This is a genomic window from Proteus sp. G2669, assembly GCF_009915245.1.
In the GTDB taxonomy this organism is placed as follows: domain Bacteria; phylum Pseudomonadota; class Gammaproteobacteria; order Enterobacterales; family Enterobacteriaceae; genus Proteus.
The window spans coordinates 1-19,025 of record NZ_JAABLX010000037.1 but is presented as its reverse complement, the minus strand read 5'-3'; the positions used below and the strand labels follow the sequence as shown (position 1 = coordinate 19,025).

The 19,025-nt window shown below is 34.0% G+C and carries 16 protein-coding genes and 3 pseudogenes; 5 read left to right on the top strand and 14 right to left on the bottom strand.

The window, feature by feature from the left end:
- Nucleotides 1-57 precede the first annotated feature (57 nt).
- From GWI68_RS09575 to GWI68_RS09555, 5 genes are read right to left on the bottom strand one after another with little or no spacing between them, the layout of a single operon-like run.
- Entirely contained in the window at nt 58-600 is a 543-nt protein-coding gene (locus GWI68_RS09575; protein ID WP_166540127.1) for a fimbrial protein, read from the bottom strand.
- Nucleotides 601-613: 13 nt separating this feature from the next.
- Nucleotides 614-1,666, bottom strand: a complete 1,053-nt coding sequence (locus tag GWI68_RS09570) for a fimbrial protein (protein ID WP_166540126.1) — start codon at nt 1,664-1,666, stop codon at nt 614-616.
- Between the two features lie 18 nt (nt 1,667-1,684).
- Nucleotides 1,685-4,219, bottom strand: a complete 2,535-nt coding sequence (locus GWI68_RS09565; RefSeq protein WP_166540125.1) for a fimbria/pilus outer membrane usher protein — start codon at nt 4,217-4,219, stop codon at nt 1,685-1,687.
- Nucleotides 4,220-4,277: 58 nt separating this feature from the next.
- Nucleotides 4,278-4,964, bottom strand: a complete 687-nt coding sequence (locus tag GWI68_RS09560; protein WP_166540124.1) for a molecular chaperone — start codon at nt 4,962-4,964, stop codon at nt 4,278-4,280.
- A 59-nt stretch (nt 4,965-5,023) separates the two neighbouring features.
- Nucleotides 5,024-5,575, bottom strand: a complete 552-nt coding sequence (locus tag GWI68_RS09555) for a fimbrial protein (protein WP_166540123.1) — start codon at nt 5,573-5,575, stop codon at nt 5,024-5,026.
- 1,482 nt (nt 5,576-7,057) lie between these two features.
- Here GWI68_RS09555 and GWI68_RS09550 point away from each other — a divergent pair.
- From GWI68_RS09550 to GWI68_RS09535, 4 genes are all read left to right on the top strand, one after another.
- Nucleotides 7,058-8,257: a PfkB family carbohydrate kinase gene (locus GWI68_RS09550; RefSeq protein ID WP_166540122.1), complete on the top strand. Its 1,200-nt coding sequence runs from the start codon at nt 7,058-7,060 to the stop codon at nt 8,255-8,257.
- Nucleotides 8,258-8,310: 53 nt separating this feature from the next.
- Nucleotides 8,311-9,498, top strand: a complete 1,188-nt coding sequence (locus GWI68_RS09545) for a nucleoside transporter C-terminal domain-containing protein (protein WP_166540121.1) — start codon at nt 8,311-8,313, stop codon at nt 9,496-9,498.
- A gap of 75 nt (nt 9,499-9,573) precedes the next feature.
- Nucleotides 9,574-10,506 (top strand): nucleoside hydrolase, encoded by a 933-nt coding sequence (locus tag GWI68_RS09540; protein ID WP_166540120.1) that lies wholly within the window; start codon nt 9,574-9,576, stop codon nt 10,504-10,506.
- Between the two features lie 245 nt (nt 10,507-10,751).
- On the top strand, nt 10,752-11,201 hold the full coding sequence (locus GWI68_RS09535; protein ID WP_166540119.1) for a hypothetical protein: 450 nt from the start codon (nt 10,752-10,754) through the stop codon (nt 11,199-11,201).
- 891 nt (nt 11,202-12,092) lie between these two features.
- On the opposite strand, the gene GWI68_RS20320 is transcribed toward GWI68_RS09535, so the two are convergent.
- The 9 genes and pseudogenes from GWI68_RS20320 to GWI68_RS20640 all read right to left on the bottom strand — a co-directional run bounded on the left by GWI68_RS20320 (nt 12,093) and on the right by GWI68_RS20640 (nt 17,745).
- Nucleotides 12,093-12,335: a hypothetical protein gene (locus GWI68_RS20320; protein WP_243733333.1), complete on the bottom strand. Its 243-nt coding sequence runs from the start codon at nt 12,333-12,335 to the stop codon at nt 12,093-12,095.
- Between the two features lie 20 nt (nt 12,336-12,355).
- A complete protein-coding gene (locus GWI68_RS09520; protein WP_243733331.1) occupies nt 12,356-12,916 on the bottom strand; it encodes a DUF4123 domain-containing protein in 561 nt (186 codons plus the stop codon).
- Between the two features lie 2 nt (nt 12,917-12,918).
- Complete coding sequence (locus GWI68_RS09515; protein WP_347877521.1) at nt 12,919-13,701, bottom strand: DUF2345 domain-containing protein; 783 nt, start codon at nt 13,699-13,701, stop codon at nt 12,919-12,921.
- Nucleotides 13,702-13,741: 40 nt separating this feature from the next.
- Complete coding sequence (locus GWI68_RS09510) at nt 13,742-14,761, bottom strand: type VI immunity family protein (protein ID WP_166540117.1); 1,020 nt, start codon at nt 14,759-14,761, stop codon at nt 13,742-13,744.
- A 1-nt stretch (nt 14,762) separates the two neighbouring features.
- Nucleotides 14,763-14,960: a hypothetical protein gene (locus tag GWI68_RS09505; RefSeq protein WP_166540116.1), complete on the bottom strand. Its 198-nt coding sequence runs from the start codon at nt 14,958-14,960 to the stop codon at nt 14,763-14,765.
- Nucleotides 14,943-15,178, bottom strand: a pseudogene (locus GWI68_RS20315) (hypothetical protein); the annotation flags it as partial. The pseudogene GWI68_RS20315 and the gene GWI68_RS09505, both read right to left, overlap by 18 nt.
- A 1-nt stretch (nt 15,179) precedes the next feature.
- Nucleotides 15,180-15,444: pseudogene (locus tag GWI68_RS09500) on the bottom strand (PAAR domain-containing protein).
- An 898-nt stretch (nt 15,445-16,342) separates the two neighbouring features.
- The gene (locus GWI68_RS09495) at nt 16,343-16,711 is read right to left on the bottom strand and encodes a hypothetical protein (RefSeq protein ID WP_166540115.1); all 369 of its coding nucleotides are present in this window, start codon (nt 16,709-16,711) and stop codon (nt 16,343-16,345) included.
- The gene (locus tag GWI68_RS20640) at nt 16,708-17,745 is read right to left on the bottom strand and encodes a glucosaminidase domain-containing protein (protein WP_166540114.1); all 1,038 of its coding nucleotides are present in this window, start codon (nt 17,743-17,745) and stop codon (nt 16,708-16,710) included. The genes GWI68_RS09495 and GWI68_RS20640 overlap by 4 nt, the downstream gene beginning before the upstream one ends.
- Before the next feature lie 211 nt (nt 17,746-17,956).
- Between GWI68_RS20640 and GWI68_RS09485 the strand changes: the two are divergent.
- A pseudogene (locus GWI68_RS09485) lies at nt 17,957-19,025 on the top strand (IS3 family transposase); the annotation flags it as partial.

The following is a 19,025-nucleotide window of genomic DNA, read 5'->3' as shown; positions in this document are numbered from 1 at the left end:
AACTATCTTAAGCACTTAATAAATTATTATTAAGTGCTTTCTTTGGTATTATTAAATTTAATCATACGTAAAAGTAAAATCGACTTTACCATTTGCTTCACCTTCTTTTACTCTATCATTACTATAACGAATATAACGAGCATAAAAGGGTAAAACATACGCCGTTTCTTTTTTAACATCAAAAGCAACGGCTGTCTTTTCGCCAATATTGATGGGATTTTCTTCTTTATCTAATATTTGAATACCTGCACCATCTGCTGAAGATGTACCTTGAGTTAGCATTAATATATTATCGTGCCCTGAGACTGTCACACCATCAAAACGAATTGAAATATTTAATTTAGGATCACAATCTTTTAATTCAATGGTAAAAGGAATAGCTTGGCTTGCACTACCAACCGTTGGAAAAGTGTTATGAATAGTTATATATTGCTGATCTCCAGTTAAAGAAAGCACCTTTTGATACTTAGCAACTTGGCAAGTACCTTCTTTTATATGTCCTTGCAGGTTAATCACGACTTCATCTGCGGTTGCATTTCCAATAAATAAAGTATTCATCAATAAGATAATGGTTTTATAATTATTTTTTATATGCATCATTCCTATCACCTTATTATTGATATGAAAAAGTTAACGTAACAGAAGCATTCGCATCACCAGCGACTACAGTATTATTTGTTTTTACATATTTAAATAGTAATGTCAGAGGAACTATTTGATTATTCGATGTTGTTATATCGTTTATTCTAAATTGATTTTTATTTCCTTCACTCTCACTTTTAGGCCCTAATGATTGTAATGTATTATTAAAGAAAACTTGGTACCCAACACCTTTTGCTGTTGTTGCTGAATTTGGTGATTTAAGTGAGATAATATTAGTTTCATTTCCGATATTATTATTATCACTAATGGTGACAAAAGGAGCTACATCCTTTTCACAGATTAAACTAATATTAGCCGTTTTACCGGCCTCTAAGTTTTCACCAATTGATAATCTTGAAAAAGTTTGTCGAGTATAGGAACCCATTTGTAATGTTTGAGTTCCCGTTTGAACACGACAAGAACGTGCTTTAAATTCCATTGTAACGGGATTTAATCTAATTGTTGCTGTTTCAATTAATTGCCCATATCTATAACAATTTACTTTGGCTAATTCTTGGGCTGGTAAGGTAACAATTCCATTCGGAAAACGACCTGGTATTTTCACAAGTGCGAATTTTACAGTTGCCCCCATCCCTGAATCATCGCTCCCTCCTCCAGTATAAGGAAAAACTTGAGTTTCTTTGTTTGAGGTTATAGGTAGCCATTTTAATTTATTGTTATTTGAAACGGCCATTATCCAGCCAACACCTGAATGTGTAGTTTTAAACACGTCGTAATTTTCGCGCTCATATCTTGTTTGAGTACCACTCACGTCCCTAACAGAATATATTGTTTCCTTATCTAATCTATTATCTGTATCAAGACAAAAATAAGCTTGTGTTCGTTCAGTATCCCACTTTCCTGTAATTAATTTTCCATTTGCTATAGCACTGTCAGATGCAATATTATTTATAGGCCCAACTGATAGCATTAAATCAATGCTTTTTGAAGCTGCATCCACTATATTAGGATAATAATTAATTATAAATAGAGTTAAAAAAAACAATGCATTATTAGATTTCATATTATTCACCATTAATTGTTATAAGCACTGTGCACTCACTTGCTGTATCCCTTTATTTTCAGAGATATCATTTAAATAATATTGTGCGTAGCATTGTTGTTCTTTTTTATTTCCCCATTTTATATAAAGTTGACCTTTTTCAGGCAACCCACTGATATAAAGAACACCATTATCTCCAACAATACTTGTATTATTTATTTGTGTATCTTTGAGATCATTATTAACTAATGTTGCAATCGCACCAAATGGGATTGGCTTTTCTTTAAAAGTAAGTAAAATTAATGCCTTAAACCCTTTTTTAATTTCAAAATCTGCTAATACCACTGCGCCTTTAGTTGGAATAACAGTTTTATTATTTCCAACAATTTCAATATTTTCTTCTAATATAGAAATATCTAATGTCACGCTATTACGCACATAAGGTGAAACATAAGGAATAATAGCGTACCCTCGGCTATCAGTGGCGACACTATTCACATTTTGAACTTTGACATATTTAGCATTAGGCGCCCTAACTAATGCTAAAGTTTCTCCTAATGGTTGCGACAAAGTGATCCCATATGGATGTAAAACAATTCCCCCTTGAGCACCATAATCTACCCGTTGATAATGAGAACCATAGCTATATCCTGCATTAATATTTCCATAGGCACCATTATAGGAAACTTGCGCATTGCCACTGGCATTTTGATCTTGATTACCATAACTCTGGCTAATAGCATAATTGAGTTTTCTATTTTCTAATGCATCACCACTCATGCCTACTTGTAAATTATATCTACCACCTTGGGCTAAATTCATATTTGACGTTAAATAAGTTGTATTTTTAGGATACCAATTTGATAAAGGTATATTTATGCTAAATGCAATTTGGTGGTCATTATCTGAATCAGGCATACTGCTATAGTTATAATTTAATCCATATGAAATATTTTTAATATTTGTATTATAACCAGCATTTATATTACGCTCGATCCCGGAACGTCCCCAATAATCTTGCTGATAAGTACTAAAATAAATATTGCCATAATGACTTAAAGATTGGTTTAAATTAGCTTGAATACGTGAGCGTTTATTATAATTTATATCACTAATATTATTTGCTTCACTAAACGTATAAAAACCATGTGTAGAATAACGATAACCAGCTAGCGTAACTGTCGTACCACTTTGCAACATACTTTTTGAATATTGAAATCGATAGGATTGACCTGAATCTCTAGTGTTATTTCTATTATTATTGTCATTGTTGTGGACGATATTAGCATGAGTAATATCTGTCGAAATTGCGCCTAACTCACCCAAATTAAGGCCAATACCTATTGCTGATGCGGTATATTTTTCTGCTAAAATTTGCCCACCATAAACAGTAATGTCTAAAGGTAGCCCATACATTGCCGTTGCTTGCGCAAAATAAGGCTCTCTAGAATTTAGATTAGAATCAAATTTACCACTGCTAAAAGAATATTTTAAACTTCCTTCACGTTGCATAATTGCTAGTGAAGAAAAAGGCACTACAAAATCACGTTTACTTCCATCCGCCTCTTCAATTGTGACATCTAAATTCCCACTATAAGACGTTGGATACAGATCGTTTATTTCAAATGCACCGGCTGCGACATAAGTTTGATAGATAATATAATTATTTTGCCGGATCGTAACCTGAGCATTACTTTTAGCAATACCTCGAACAATAGGTGCAAACCCTTTTTGACTGAGAGGTAACATACTTTCATCTGACTCAAGTAAAACTCCTCGATAAGAAAAACTATCAAATATTTCACCCGAGCTATTAACATCTCCTACAGTAAATAATGATTTAAATGGTTCAATTTGATGGCTCAGATAAGTTTGAATATTATTCCATTTATTATCTTTATTACTATGGTTATAAGTTGAATAGTTTCTCAAACGCCAACCGTTAAAATTTAATCCACTACGTAAATTTAAAAATTGATCATTGGTATGTTCTTTATCCAAATTATCTATCCATGTATTAGAACCTGAATAGCTATAATTTAATAATAAAGCAGGTAATCCTTCATTCCATAATTTTGAACTAACTTCGCCCCTCACTGCCTTATCTATATAAATTTGAGGAATACTGATATCGAGTTTTTGTTGTGAAAAATTAAATTTAATACTAGAGTCAGGGATCACTGCGGCAAGATTAGTGATTTCTGCATTATCAGATAATTTTTTTAGATCCGATTTATCTAGTACTTTAACCCCCCAAGCAACCAATTGTTCCTTTACAAAAACGGGATCAATATTGTTATCATTCTCGTTTAACAAAAAAGATATTAGCTCACTACCTACTTTTTCATTATTAATATAGATATCAACAATATAATCACCAGGAAGTTGCCCTCCCGGTTTAGAGAATTGCGCTAATGTTTGCAAATCTGCAATATTTTGATTGGTACCATAACTTAATGCTGTTGGATCAAAATAATCATCAGAAAATGATTTTTCAATATAAGATAAAGAAATAATAGCCGAAATAAGCAAATAAAATCTGCATTGTCTGTATCTATTATTATTCTTTTTCATCATTTTTCTCATAAAATAACGTGATCTATCTAAAAATTAAAATCATTTAAATTTATTTTTAATTTTTCATTAGTTCAGTTACTCCTCCGTAACTATTTACAGCATTCCAAGTTATTTTTCCATTGGTACCTTGTGGTAAATTCCAATTATAAGTACTTTTTGGTGCTAACATTTCAGGTCTATCGAATTTATAATCACCTACTGATAATGTAGATAATGTCACATAATAAGGTGTAGGATTTTCAATATGTAATTTATTGTTGATTATCGATATTTTTAATTCTTTAAATGCTAAATCAAAATCTTCTCTAGAGAGACCATTAGGAATATAAAATAATTTAATACGACTATTAATTGAGATTAATAGTGTATTTTTAGCATTGGGATCAGATGCTGGTATTGCTTTTACATTAAGCCAAAAAACTGATTGCTTATCTTTTGCCAATTCCACTTTATTTTTCATATACACAATTTTAAGTGTATTTGATTGCTCTGCATCTAAACGAAAAAGTGGAGGCGTTGTAATAAATAAAGGATCTACTGAAGGTGCATCTGATTTCTCATCACCTATCCATGATTGAATAAGATAAGGATTTGAATCTGGATTTTGTACTGTGATTGTCGCTTCATGGCTACCTTCAGTATAAATAACGCGTGTAGATTCAAGCACAACACTCGCTTGGGATAGATTAAAAAAAGCCCCAAAAGTAAATAATATTAAAACTGATTTTATTTTTTTTAGCATAATTAGCCTTTATAAAGCGATGTCATACCCCTTGATAAATCAAAGGGTATGTACTGTTTTTAAAGATAGTTAATATTAAATGTTGCAGTTGATGAAACTTCATCAGCAGTTAATGTGCCGCTTGATTTAATACGTTTAAACGAAGCGTAAACGGTTGTATCCCCTTTAGTTTCAGTTAAAGTCACAGGGATTTGTGTTGATGCGGGAATGATTTGTGAGGTTTGAGCATTATCGGTAAATAATGCAACACCTATATCTGTTTTTGAAATTTCATTGCTGCCAGTCACAATATAAGTATGACCATCAGCATTTGTATTATTAGATGTAAATTCAATATTAACGGCATTATTTTTCGCAGGACAATCAGATAACGATATTTTGATTGGTTTGGTTGTTGTTAAATCATTTGTTGCAGCTAATGCAGTTACGCTATAACTACCTAAATCAACCGCTGCCGTATTATTACCATTTTCAAATTGAACATTACACGTAGTATCAACAAATTTACCAGTGAAATTTATTGTACCATCAGCTGCAAATGTTGATGCAGATAAACCTAATAATGACGTTGTGGCCGCTAATAGAACTAGCTTGCGTTTAAGTTGGAACATATTGACCTCATTGATATAAAGATAATTAGCCTATTTAAACCTTGTATTTACACAAATAAAGAGTATTAATTTAATTAAAACCATATCAAAGAAGAAATAGCGTGTTAAAAAGCTATTCTTTTAATATTGTCATCTTAAATTAAGATTAATAATAAATTAGCCATTTTAATTTCTCAACTAAATCTTAATCAATAGTCAGATAAAGAATAAATACAATATAAAATATAAAAATAAGAAACTAATGTGATGATTAAAATAAAAAGAAAAACAATATCAGAATTATAATCCAAGCAATTTTTAAAGTTTCATTAAAAATAGAAATAAATCACAAAATACACAAAAAAAGAATATCAAAAAAAGACTATTATTAGTACAAAAATGATTTAATTATTATTTATATATTCGTTCTGTGATAAACATCAAAAATAGCATTTCTTTATTTAGTATCAATATAAATTGTAGATCTTATAAAAAATCGTTACCCAATATAAGAGTAAAGAACTTAATCAATGAGCTCTATCTTTTATAAAACAATCAATAATTAAAGTTAGTTACAAATAAAACATTTAAGGTTTTCGGCTATTGACAAAATATGTAGCTACATTTGATAAAATATCATTTAAGATAATAACATTAGGTAAGTAAAAGTGCTCTTAAACAGGATAATAGCAATAACTTAAGCTTACTCACAAATACGGTATGAATTTCTTATTATTCAGATAGTAATAATATATTTAATGACTATCGTCATGCTAACATGCTTCAAATTATCTCAATAATAAATTAGACTTATAAAAGCTTTATAAATAATAAAGGTATTCCTTTTTAGAATAAAATATAATACTCAGCCTAAAGGATTAATGATGGTATTTTTTATCAGTTATATGATACTCGCTATATTTTTGATTGCAGTGCTAGCTCATTGGTCTTTTTCTGCATTATTTCCTAAGGCTCCTTCTACAACACTTTCATGCCTTTTAGTCAGAACACTTATTGGCGTCTTACTTGTTATCGCTGATATTTGTTTGATTTTCATCTTAATAAGCCAATTACTTTGATTTGATTAAGTTTTATATGAAAATACTATCGATATTATTTCTAAACTGAATATTCTCAATTTCAGGTAACGAATAGATGTTAGGCAATGGCAATAACACTAATATATCTTTATTGGTATTCTTTTTACGTTTTAGTGGATACCAAAAGCTATCAATGTCCTATCCATTCTCCAGATACCCAATCATTTCAATGATGACAAAATCAAAAATCAGTAAATAATTTTCAATTATTTCATTACGATTTTAGATAATCATCCAACGTAAGCAAACTACGTTATCCACATATTTTCCTTAAAATTTATCTAAACGGACAGATAACTGTCCAATTACGAGCAAAAAATGTGACTACTCAAGCAGAATAAACTTAATTAACCTCTATTATCTTAACAAATGGTAAAACATTTTTTAACAAACGAGGAGTGATATGAAAAAAAAGAGTAGTATTGCATTTATCAGAAAAAAATTAGTGAAAGATAATTCTATCTATGTAAAAGAGCTCAGTGCTCTACTTCATGTATCGGAAAGAACCGTAAGAAGATACATAGATGAATTACAGTTATTAGGTATAGCAACTAAATTTCATGGTGGAGTGAGATTACAAAAAATTGAATTAGAACCAATAATAAATAGAACTATTGATGAAACCAGAGTGCTTCAAATTGATTGCGAAGAACAAGGTAAAGATAAAAAAACTGCAGATAAATGCTCATTATATATTTTAGGATCTTTCAATTTAGATGTTGTCACAGAAGTTGAAAGATTTCCTTTTGTCGGAGAGACAATCAAAGCAATCTCTACAAACTTTTTCCCTGGTGGAAAAGGTGCTAATCAAGCGGTTGCGGCAGCTGAATTAAATGATCATGTGCATTTTTTTGTTAAAGTAGGCGACGATTCATTTGGCACTACCGCAGAGAAATATTTTGGTACTACAAAGATAAATTCATATACCTTAATTAAAGATGCCAATACAAAGACCGGGAATGCATTAGTTATGGTTGAGAATACCACTGGTAACAATAGTATTATTATTGATCTAGGGGCTAATGCAACAATCACTAAAGCTGAAATTCTTTCAGATATTAATAATCTACAATCTGCAAAGATTTTTCTTACTCAATTAGAAAATAATATAGATGCGACCAAGTTTGCGATTGAAATAGCAAAAAAATCGGGATGTTATGTCATTCTTAACCCAGCGCCCTATTCAGATCAAATTGTCTCACATTTGTCATCTATTGATTTATTAATACCAAATGGAACAGAAGCAGAATTAATATCAAACATTAAAATTGATAGCGTTATTTCAGCACAGGAAGCCATAAAAGCAATACACAACTTAGGTGTTAAAGAAATAGTAATGACACTTGGTGACAGTGGTGCTCTTTATTTCAATGGTAGCACTATGAAATATTACAAAGCGATGAGTGCATCTGTAGTTGATACAAGTGGTGCTGGTGATGCATTCACTGGTGCTTTAGCTGCAAAATTAATAGAAGGTAAAAATATGGATGAAGCAATTAAGTTTTCTATTGCTTATGCATCATTGGCCGTTGAAAAAAAAGGTGCATCATCAATGCCATCTAGAACAAGTGTTGATGCCAGATTAAAAAAAGAGCGTATGTAAGGGAAGTGCATAAATAACCCACCCCGTTAATAAATTATATAATCGAGGTCGTTATGAAATATTTAATTTTCATTATTAGCCTTCTCTTAATTTTTATAGTGGCATCTTCAATTAGTTTTAATGCTAATAAAATAAAAAGAAAATTTATTCCTATTCTTATTCTTTTATTAATAGAGGCCACCGTTGCTTTTATACTTCTACACACATCTATTGGGATCACAATTCTTAACACGACAAATATAGGTATAGAATATTTAGTACATCATGCAAATAAAGGAATTGATTTTGTATTTGGAGATATAAGCACAAAAACACCTATTGTGTTCGTTATTGTTGCTCTAATGCCTTTAGTATTTATTTGTTCAATTATTGGGATATTAAAATATTTTGGTATTCTACGTTTGATTATTCTTACTATCGGGTACCTTATTAATAAAATAGCCAAAGTAGGTAAACTTGAATCTTTTTCAGCAGTTAGTGCTGTCATTGTAGGTATGATGGCCGTATATGTTTCGATTAAAGAATACATACCCAATTTAACAAAACCACAAATGTACACAATAGCTGCATGCTCGTTATCTACTGTCGATATCGCAATATTGGGTGCTTACACTCAAATGTTATCACCTCAGTTTGTTTTTATTGGTGTTTGCCTAAACTTTTTTAGTACTTTCGTTATTGTTTCCATTATTAACCCTAACGATCCTATTGAGATATCTAACAATTTTTCTGGCCCTAAAAATGAACATCATAGTTTTTTTGAAGTACTAACAGAGCATATGCTCGATGGTTTTAAATTAATTCTAGCAATAGTTCCAATGCTTCTTGGCTTTATTGCTCTAATTAGCATGTTGAATGATATTTTTTTACACCTCATAGGAATAAGTTTCCAAGGTCTTCTTGGTTATATTTTCTCTCCTATTGCATTTGTGCTTGGCGTCCCTTGGCAGGACAGTATTGAATTCGGGCAAATTATTGCTACAAAAATTTTAACGAATGAATTTGTTGCAATGATTGACTATATCAAATTGGATAATCTGAGCCCAAGAACAGAAGCCATTATCTCTGTATTCCTAATTTCGTTCGCAAATTTTGGTTCAGTCGGAATGATTATTGCTTGTGTCGCCAGTATCAGTAAAGAACATGGAAAAATGATAGCGGCGAATAGTTTTAGACTGATCGTGGGTTCAACGTTGGTGAGTTGCTTATCTGCAACGATGGTCGGTATTTTTATTAACTAATATTTATTTTATGAGTCATCTTTTTAATTCTAGTTGTTATTCAATGTTTTATGTAAGTTATCAAAGGAGAAGTATATGACTAAAATTATTATAGATTGTGATCCGGGTGTAGATGACGCCATTGCTATTTTACTGGCATTGGCATCACCAGAAATAAAAGTGCTAGGGATCACAACAGTATCTGGAAATGTAGAGTTAGATAAAGTTCATGAGAATGCACGTAATATTCTTTCATTTGTGTCACGGCCTGATATTCCTTTAGCCAAAGGATGTGAACGACCTTTGATAGCACGTCGGGGAAGCAAAACACAAGTACACGGCAATAACGGCCTTGCTGGAGTGATGTTACCAAAATCTAATTACACTTATCCTGATATACATGCTGTCGATTTTATTATTGATACTGTGATGTCTAATCCTAAAGAAGTCACCCTTTGCCCGACAGCACCACTTACCAATATCGCCATGGCAATGCTAAAAGAACCAAGGCTTAAGGATAATGTGAAAGATATTGTTCTAATGGGAGGGGCTGCATTTTGTAATGGGAATATAACACCAGCAGCCGAATTCAATTTTTATGTCGATCCACACGCGGCACATATTGTTTTTGATACAGCAGAACACATTACTATGTTGGGATTGGATGTCACACATAAAGCTGATATTCGAGCAGGTTTATGCCAGTCGTTAGAGCAAGGTAATGTTATTGCTAGAACAGCAGCAAAAATGTCTCGTGGATATGCTGCATTTGATCCCTTCTTACATGATCCCTGTGTAATAGGTTATCTAATCCGCCCAGATATTTTCACCGGTATAAATGGGCATATTGATATTGAATATGAATCACGCAAACTTTTTGGTTTAAGTTTTGCGACAGTCCATGATCCTCTAAGACCACCTAAAAATAATAGCAATTTAAATGAATGTCGTATGAATACAATGATAATCACTGATGTTCAATCAGAGAAATTAATGTCGCTGATATCTGAACGGATTTTATCTTTGTAAATGGAATCAAGAAAAATACAGAGAAGTATAGCTTCTCTGTATCAATCTTTATTGTTTTTTTAAATCAAGGTTATTTTCTCTCAACAACAATTAATATTATATTGGAATTAAACACGAAATATCCTAATAGTCACTCCGTGCTATATTTAAAAATAAATAAATCTATTATGATGACTAATCTCATAGTAATAGATGTTGGTATTTACATAATTATTTATATATAACAATATATTAGGATTAAAAATATGGTTAATTATAAGAAGTTTATAGCTTTAATCGTTATATTATTTACCTGTATAATAGGGAGCGCACATGCAGAGCAACGCCCTGATGTGGCAGATAATGTCATTGCCTATAAAGGTCAACAAGGAGTGATTGTTTGGACTCTACGTATTGGTAATCGTAATGCTAATGAAGCATTAGTACAGATCGAAGGTATTGACCATGACTGGAATTTAAAAATTCAGAAGATGCAGGTTGAAAAAACAAGTCGAGATACTCGGTATTCAATAAATATTAATGGAAACAAATTTGTTGCTCTAATTATTGAGAATAAATGCTGTGGTAACCTTTATATACCAGGAGAATCTCAGCCTATATCAGTAAATTATTCTGAAGGAATATCCCATGAAGGTAATGCACAAGCATTTCTCACTGATTATCTTCAAGCTAAAAATAATGAAATCAATAAATAAGTCTTTAAATTTATTTTGATATTAAATAGGTGAGTTTTATTGATTACTTTCTCACCTATAAAATAGAACGAAGAAAACAGCCCTGAAATACTAATGACTACCCATAAAAAATAGGTGAGATAATTATTTAATCCAGATAATTTAGAATGGATAATCAGTTAATTTAGCCAAAATAAAAACAACAAAAAATTGAAAATAAGAATAGTTATTATTATAATTATTCTTTATAGAATGCAATTTATTAGGATCTGGATATGACTAAAAAATATTATATTAACAATATGTTTTGGGGCTATTTTATGATGTTCGTGATGATTTATCTTAATTATAACGATCACACTATTGAAAGTCTGTTAATGCTTCTTTTAAGCATACCTAGCGCAATTTTTTTTCCTTTCTCAAAAATGATCACTGAAAAATTCGTATTAAAATATACAACAAAAAAATTCTGGAATACTGGATTGTTTATAAATACTCCTGCTAAGCATGGTGGAATAGCTCTATATCACTTACTTTGTTTTATATTTTCAATTCCATTTAGCGCTATATATCTAGCCTTGCATTTCATAAAAAACAGGACAACCAGTTAAAAACAATATCCCTATTATCCTACGTATTAAAAACCGAATGTACTACTAATGCTTTTCAACCAAATTATCATTAACCAAAGCCCCAATTCTTGAGATGATGAGAATATATCCTAAAATACCAACAGGCCTAATTAAACTAAAGATAAAGTCTATCAGTGCTCCCAGCTATATCAGTTATGGCATTAATCAAAAAACCATAAGAATTTGGATAAAAATATGCATCTAACCTACTATTTACTATTAAATCGCTAGATGATTCACTAATAAAAAGTACTAGGAATGCATTGTTTTATATTCATAACTAACTACCTGCTCTTACTTTTTCATAATCAAAAAGAACGCGTTGTAAACTGAACTTGCCTTGGTTAATCTGCTCTAATCTGGAGGTCACAAAATCAGAAGTTAAAATCAATTTTTGCCCATCAAGGTAAAGCGATGCATAGAGTTTTTTGTCAGCCCCATTCAGCATACCGGCTCCATCCGCTTTCTGTAATGCCTGTATAACTTTCTGCCGCTGAATGCACGGCGGAAAATGCTGGCTCATTGGCATCTGTTGCCATTGAGCTAAAACGCTTTTGACTTCTGGATCATCATCAATTTGCTACCAAGTCGATTCATCCAAATACACCGTTCTATCATGGGTTTTTGGCTGCGCTTTAGTGCGATATCAGTCGGTTGCCAGCCCGACAATGTCTGGTGCCACCACGTGGTTGTGCCCGAAAACAGGTAGTAGTGCCAATCTTCTTTCTGGCAACGGGCTAACACAGGCATCACCGCATGAATATAAAACCGGCTCACTATCGTTTCGAGATCGGGTTTTACTATGGTGCATCCCCACGCCAATTGCATAGCCAAGGGTTTGAGCGCTAATGATGAAAAAATGACGATCGCAACTTGCGGAAACCGCGCCATTTCAGCGGCTAACTCCGCGTTGTTTTTCACCTGATACAGCCAGGGTCCCACCCATTTGGCTTCAATTAACTGAGGGTGCTGATAAAGGGAATACAGCGAACGGTTTTTTTTTTGCTGAAAAGGCGCAGTGGTCTGTTCTGCAAACGCCCCGCCCTCGATTAACAGGTAAATATTTTTCTGTGATTGATTTGCCGATTGAACTAAATTTTCCATGGCTAAAATTTCCTAAGGTCTACACGGTTATCATTACCTGTTATGGCATTAAGTAAACACGGAATACAAATCGGCAAAGACACTGCCGGAAATTGTGCCATCTTCATCGGTAAAGTATTGGGCCCTGCGGTGGCCATCTTCGGCACCTTGCGCAAATAATCCCCCGAAGTGCCGTACTCAATTTTACCATTTTCCAGTTTGAGATAACTGCCGCCACCATTTAGGATAATGCGTTTTTTGCCGGTAAAATTGATATCTGCCCCTGAGGTGATAGTCTGCTTTTGTTCACTGAAGATACCTAAGCGGTTATTTTGCGCTTGAATACTCAACGCCCCTTCTCCTGCTACCACACCCAATTTCCCTGTACACGCAAACAGCCCTAACTTATCGCCCGCAGATGCCGTCATATTGCCGATAACGCCCACACTAATATCACCGTCAGCATTGATGGACAGGTTTTCACTGGCCACCAGTTGTAAATGCTCACCACTGGTAAATGCCATTCCTTGTGGCGCGGAAAATAACAGGCTCTGGTTTAACGGCTCCAAACGTTGCTGTAACAGTTGTCTTTGGCTTTCAATATCCGCTTGCAGGGCCTTGGCTTGTTTGGCGGCAATGTTGAGTTGCTCGCGCTGCTGTAGAAGATGAGCGATTTCTTTGAGTGCGGCATCCATATCCACTACCTCACCTTGCGCTTTTGGCTGTTCATCGGCACTGATAAACAGCCCTTTACCCGCACGAATAGCGCCCCATTCATTGATAAGAATAAAAAGCAAAAATGCCACATTGAGCGTGGCACTTGGGGAGTTATTTTTGTATCGCTATTCAGTCATACAAATTATTCTGGACTGTCCAATTTTCACCTTCCGCATCAAATCGCTCTTGCCACTCTTTAGTCAAACGCTCATCAAGCCGAATTTCGCCAGAAATTGAGCCCAAATGAAATGACTTAAACGACGGCGTTCTAATTGGTTTTAAGACGTGATTAACTTTGACATACAATTTAGGGTACGGATCACGCTCTACCCAACCCAATTCAGGCCACTCACCCGCTTTAATCACAATCCCACCTTGGTAAGGTAATAAATGAATATCATCATTCATAAATTGTTGCTTCAGATAGACTTCACCGCCGATTTTATTAACCCACTCGTCAGATAAAATCGTGTACCAGTTAATCGAACGGATACCTTCACGTAGTCCTCTATCAGTAACAGAAGTAGTAACATCGATTCCATTAAAATGACGGGCAATATCACATTCGATAAATTGATACATATTATCGTTATAAAGTTGTTGTGTTCCTAAGCCAGCTACACCATGCATCGGTTTCAAAACATTACAAAAATCTAAAATTAACTGTTCGAATTTATTAGCATTTTCATCTGCCAATTCGGTTATTGGCAAAAAAAAGCGAATATATGAAACACGACGATGAACATGTTCATACCAACCTGCTGGTGAAAAAGCATTTACCTGATAGTTACTCACAAAATCTCTATAATATTCTGAACACCACTGTAACTCTGCCGCATCATCCTTCAGATCTGCCAACCGTTTTATGCGAGTTAATTTATCCTTTATAACAAACTTTTCTGGTTTATTAACATCATCAATAAACCCCCATTTTAACTTATCACCGAATTCGTCAATGAAACGCTCGACGGCGTTCGCTAGTGCTTCACGCTTTTCCGGTTGCCAGCATTCATCAATATAAAAAAGCACAGTTAATCCTACTTGAACGATATTCCGCTCCATATCTTTGTCACTACCATAAGTGAACTCCCAACTTGCTTCTTCGAATTTTTCAAAAAATGTCACTTCTTTTTGTGTATCATTTTCCATATCAGTCATCCCAATAAATATATTCTTGGCGCTGTTTCGTTTCATCAAGTAAAAAGTGCATTGATGATTGTGCGCCAACAGGCGGGGTTTGGCTTTCTTCTTTGGCGACTAAATCAAAAGAGGTGGCTACACTAGCTGCGATAGCGGCTTTTCGACTAATAGCGACAAAGTCGACTACATTTGCAGAAACCTGCCGCATCTTATATGCCATCCGCCGAATACTAAACCCCAACTACAAATAGGCAATCCCACCGCCGTAAACCAAAAAATAAATCCGGTTCGTTCTGTTTTCCAAAACCATAAGGTCAACGCAAACCCCATAAATAAGATAATCAATAAAGCGACTAACCAGCGACGTGTATTAGGACGAAACACTTTTGGAGCGGCAGGAGGAATAGTATTGAGCCAAACAGGCATATCAACCAACCTTGGCGGGAGAGAAGGAACTGATTAAGGTACAGCCACAACCGCATTTGTGTCCCTGAAAAGCCACAGGAATACCGTTATCGAGGTAGTTAGGATTGCCTTCAATGATGGTGGTCGGACCGTGCCTTTTTTTTCGGGCAAGAAACCTGATCGCCTTTACGTGCCACCCCAATGCCCCCGAATTTCATGGTATCAGACCCCGTTAGCACGGTTCCCCCATGGGTAGTTTTATCCCCTTTACGAATAATTTGTTGCATGGTTTTAGTCCTTTGAGAATTCAGCTGATTAATAGCCTATTTCTTCAATAAGCAGTAAGTTCGTTTGTGTCTTCATTTCTTCAAATAAATAAGTTGATGACTCCATTTCTTTTTCCGCAACTATATTAACTCTCTTGTCAGTCATCCATTGATAATCGAAGCTTTCACCGCCTTTCGTTTTACTCTTGATTAGATAGCTTAGATTTTTAGTGGGGAATTTATTTTTAAGTCCTGCATGTCGATAATCATCGAGGTTTGTCAATGTTATATAAGCTTGTGATAGGGTTTAGCTAGGAAAATAACAGGTATATTCTAAAGTACCGTCATATTCCTTCCCTTCGTCTAATTGTCGGCAATAGGATGAAAATGTTGCACTCTTTGATTGAAGTTGCTTTGTTTCAACATTATGATTACTGGCAAATGCTTGTAGTGGAAAATTTAATATAAAAAGAATCCGGATGAGTCTTTTAACGATAAGGCAATGATTTTTTGTCTCCATACTTAATTAGCTTATTTTAATTATTTGATATTGGTTATATTTAATTACGTCATGAATTACAATATAAGCCTTTACTCAACTATAGATAATTCACCAATAGAGAATGAACAATATAATTTTTTATTATAATTAACCACCCCCCCGATATATACTAATGAGCTATTTACATTGAATTCTACTTTTAAGTCATCGATGTGACTCCTCACTAAATACTCATCAGGAAGCATTGCTATAACTAAACCTGAACTAATATCTAAGTATAATTAGAATTTACCTGAACACTAAATACGCAATTGCAATATTTCTTCGTGTATCCTAAAATGAGCGACAGTAATACAATTCCAAAAATTAGTTTCTTTCCTTGAAGTAGTTAATTAAATTATAGGTATATTGAATATGTTATTTATTTTTATCAGAAGGCCCTATCCCTGTTCCTGTAGGAGTCAACCGATTTGACTCTATCCAACCTTCGATAGTTTTACCTTTTTTATCTAGGTACATTATAAAAGTAAAGTCACTATAGTCAAAATAAGCGTTAGCAAGATCACCTTCGATTAAGAATAATTTATTTATTTTACAGTTAAAATCAGGAGCAGTATAAAAATAGGCTTTTCCCTTACCAATAACTTTATAACCAGATTGAGAACTATCAATTAAAACTTTTTCTTTATCCGATATAGAATCAAATTTTTGGCATAAACTCTCATCAGCTAAAATTTTAGTGGAAAATATAATCAAAGCGACTAATAGTGTGAGTTTTATTTTCATAATAAGTTTTGACTCCTCATAATAGAAATTAGTGTTTTAGCATAATTTGGATCTGTAGCATAGCCTGCTTTTTGTAAGCCATTAGCCCACTCAATTGGATCTTGAGTATTAAATAAAAAGTGATACCTTTTATTTTTAATGAAAAAATTTTCTCTTCCTTTTATACTTTCTTCATAAGATGAATACGCTTGAAACTTATCAATAATCTTTATTCTTTTTCCATCAATAACCTCATGTGTATACACCTCAACATAATTAGGATCACCGTGATCCTTAATGCCGAATATATTATAGCTATATTTTCCCGTATTTATGTCTGCAGGAACAGATTTACCATATCCAGTTTCTAAAATAGCTTGTGCTGTTGTTATTGCCGCTGGAATATTAGATGTTTTTTCATTTATTTTTGCTTGTTCAAAAACATACTCAACAAATTTTTTACCTGTGATTTTTCCTATAACTATATTTTCCTGAATAAATTGGCCCAAAAACACCAGCGGATGCGTATGCCACACATTCGGACCTAATTTTTCGTTAGTTACATCCTGCATCCAAACCATGCTATCAAGGAACTCTTCGCTGTAAGAGCGCCATAATGGAGCTTCTTCACTTAGTATATTTAAAAATTTTTGCCAAACACTATCACTTTTCTTGTAATACCAATCACTTGGATGTTTGACGATGGCTTTATTCACGAGATGGGAGAACATCGGGTTATGAAAAGCGCGACGGTATTCTTCAGGATTGTAGTGTTCCGTTGCACTGCCTTTAATTTTATTGATTAAACGTTGATAATTATGGGCAATAATCCCTTTTTCAGGACGGGGCGACACTTTGGCTTCCGCCAAAATAATATCAAATATGGCACTGATATAAGTGGCTTTGGGTTTAATGTACCCGTTTAAATAATCAAACGTTGTTGTTTCACTGGTTAAAGCTCTAAAACCTATTTTATCTAAATCATAACGAGACAGAAAAAGCGCATGTTGGGTAATATTTTTGTATTCTGCTTGTTTTGTTTCATCAGCTTGCACTTCTTCAACACGCTTTATCAGTGGGCCGATTTTATCTTTATCCGTGTCACTGATATCAATCTGTTTGGGAAAATAGCCTAGATGCTCGGGTAAAAAATAATATTTTTGCTGTTGTTTGTCTGTTTCTATTTTTAATTCACTTAATTTTGATCTGCTTTAATCAAACAGGACACTTTAATAATGGAATATAATCCAATTATTGAGGTGTTAAATGAAAAAACGAACAAATAGATTTTATACCACTGAGTTTAAGCAAGAAGCGGTCGCATTAGTCACCGAGCAAGGTTATAGCGTTCCAAAAGCGGCAGCTTCTTTAGGGATCGCCGATAAATTACTTTATAACTGGAAAGCAAAATTCGACGCTGAGCTATTAAGGCTTCGAAAGGAAAACAAAGAACTTAGGATGGAGAAAGAGATCCTAAAAAAAGCCAGCGCCCTCCTGCTAAAGGAAACCAAGTAGCGTTTAAAACAATTAAGCAATTATCTTCACAGTTTCCCGTACTGAATCTCTGCAAATTAATGAAAATAAGCCGTTCTGCCTATTACGCTTGGCTCAAACGCCCTGTAAAACTGATCACAGCAGAACAACTTAGCCTGTACCGTAGAGCCAAAGTTATCTTTGAACAGAGTCGAAATAGCTTAGGTTATAGAACGTTACGTAAACGGTTATGCAAAGAGGGCTTTAGCGCGAGTGCGTATGGCGTTCAAAAGCTAATGGCTCAGCTGGGTCCAGTCGTCACTCAACGCGTTGCTTACAAAGTCACCACAAAGCGCAAACACTGTGATGCAGTAGCCGATAATTTGCTAAATCAAAATTTTAATCCTCATGCGTCTAACGAAGTTTGGGCGGGTGATGTGACCTATTTAAAAACAGGCGAAGGCTGGATGTATTTAGCCATCGTGATGGACTTATATTCTCGCCGTATTGTGGGTTGATACATCGATAAACGAATGACGTCAAATTTAGTCAGTAAAGCTTTGATGAAGGCGTATAACTTACGCCAGCCCGAAAAAGGACTAGTCTTTCATAGTGATAGGGGTCACAATATACGAGTAAGCGCTATCGTCACTTACTGACAAGTTATGGTATTCGAGCAAGTATGGGCGATGTTGGAGCCTGTTGGGATAACGCCGTTGTTGAACGATTTTTTGGTAGCTTAAAGCACGATTGGGTACTAAAAATCCCACAGCCGACTCGGAAACAGATGAAAGAAGATGTTACCGCGTATATGCGCTATTACAACCTAGAAAGGCTTCATACTGCCAACGGTGATCTGCCA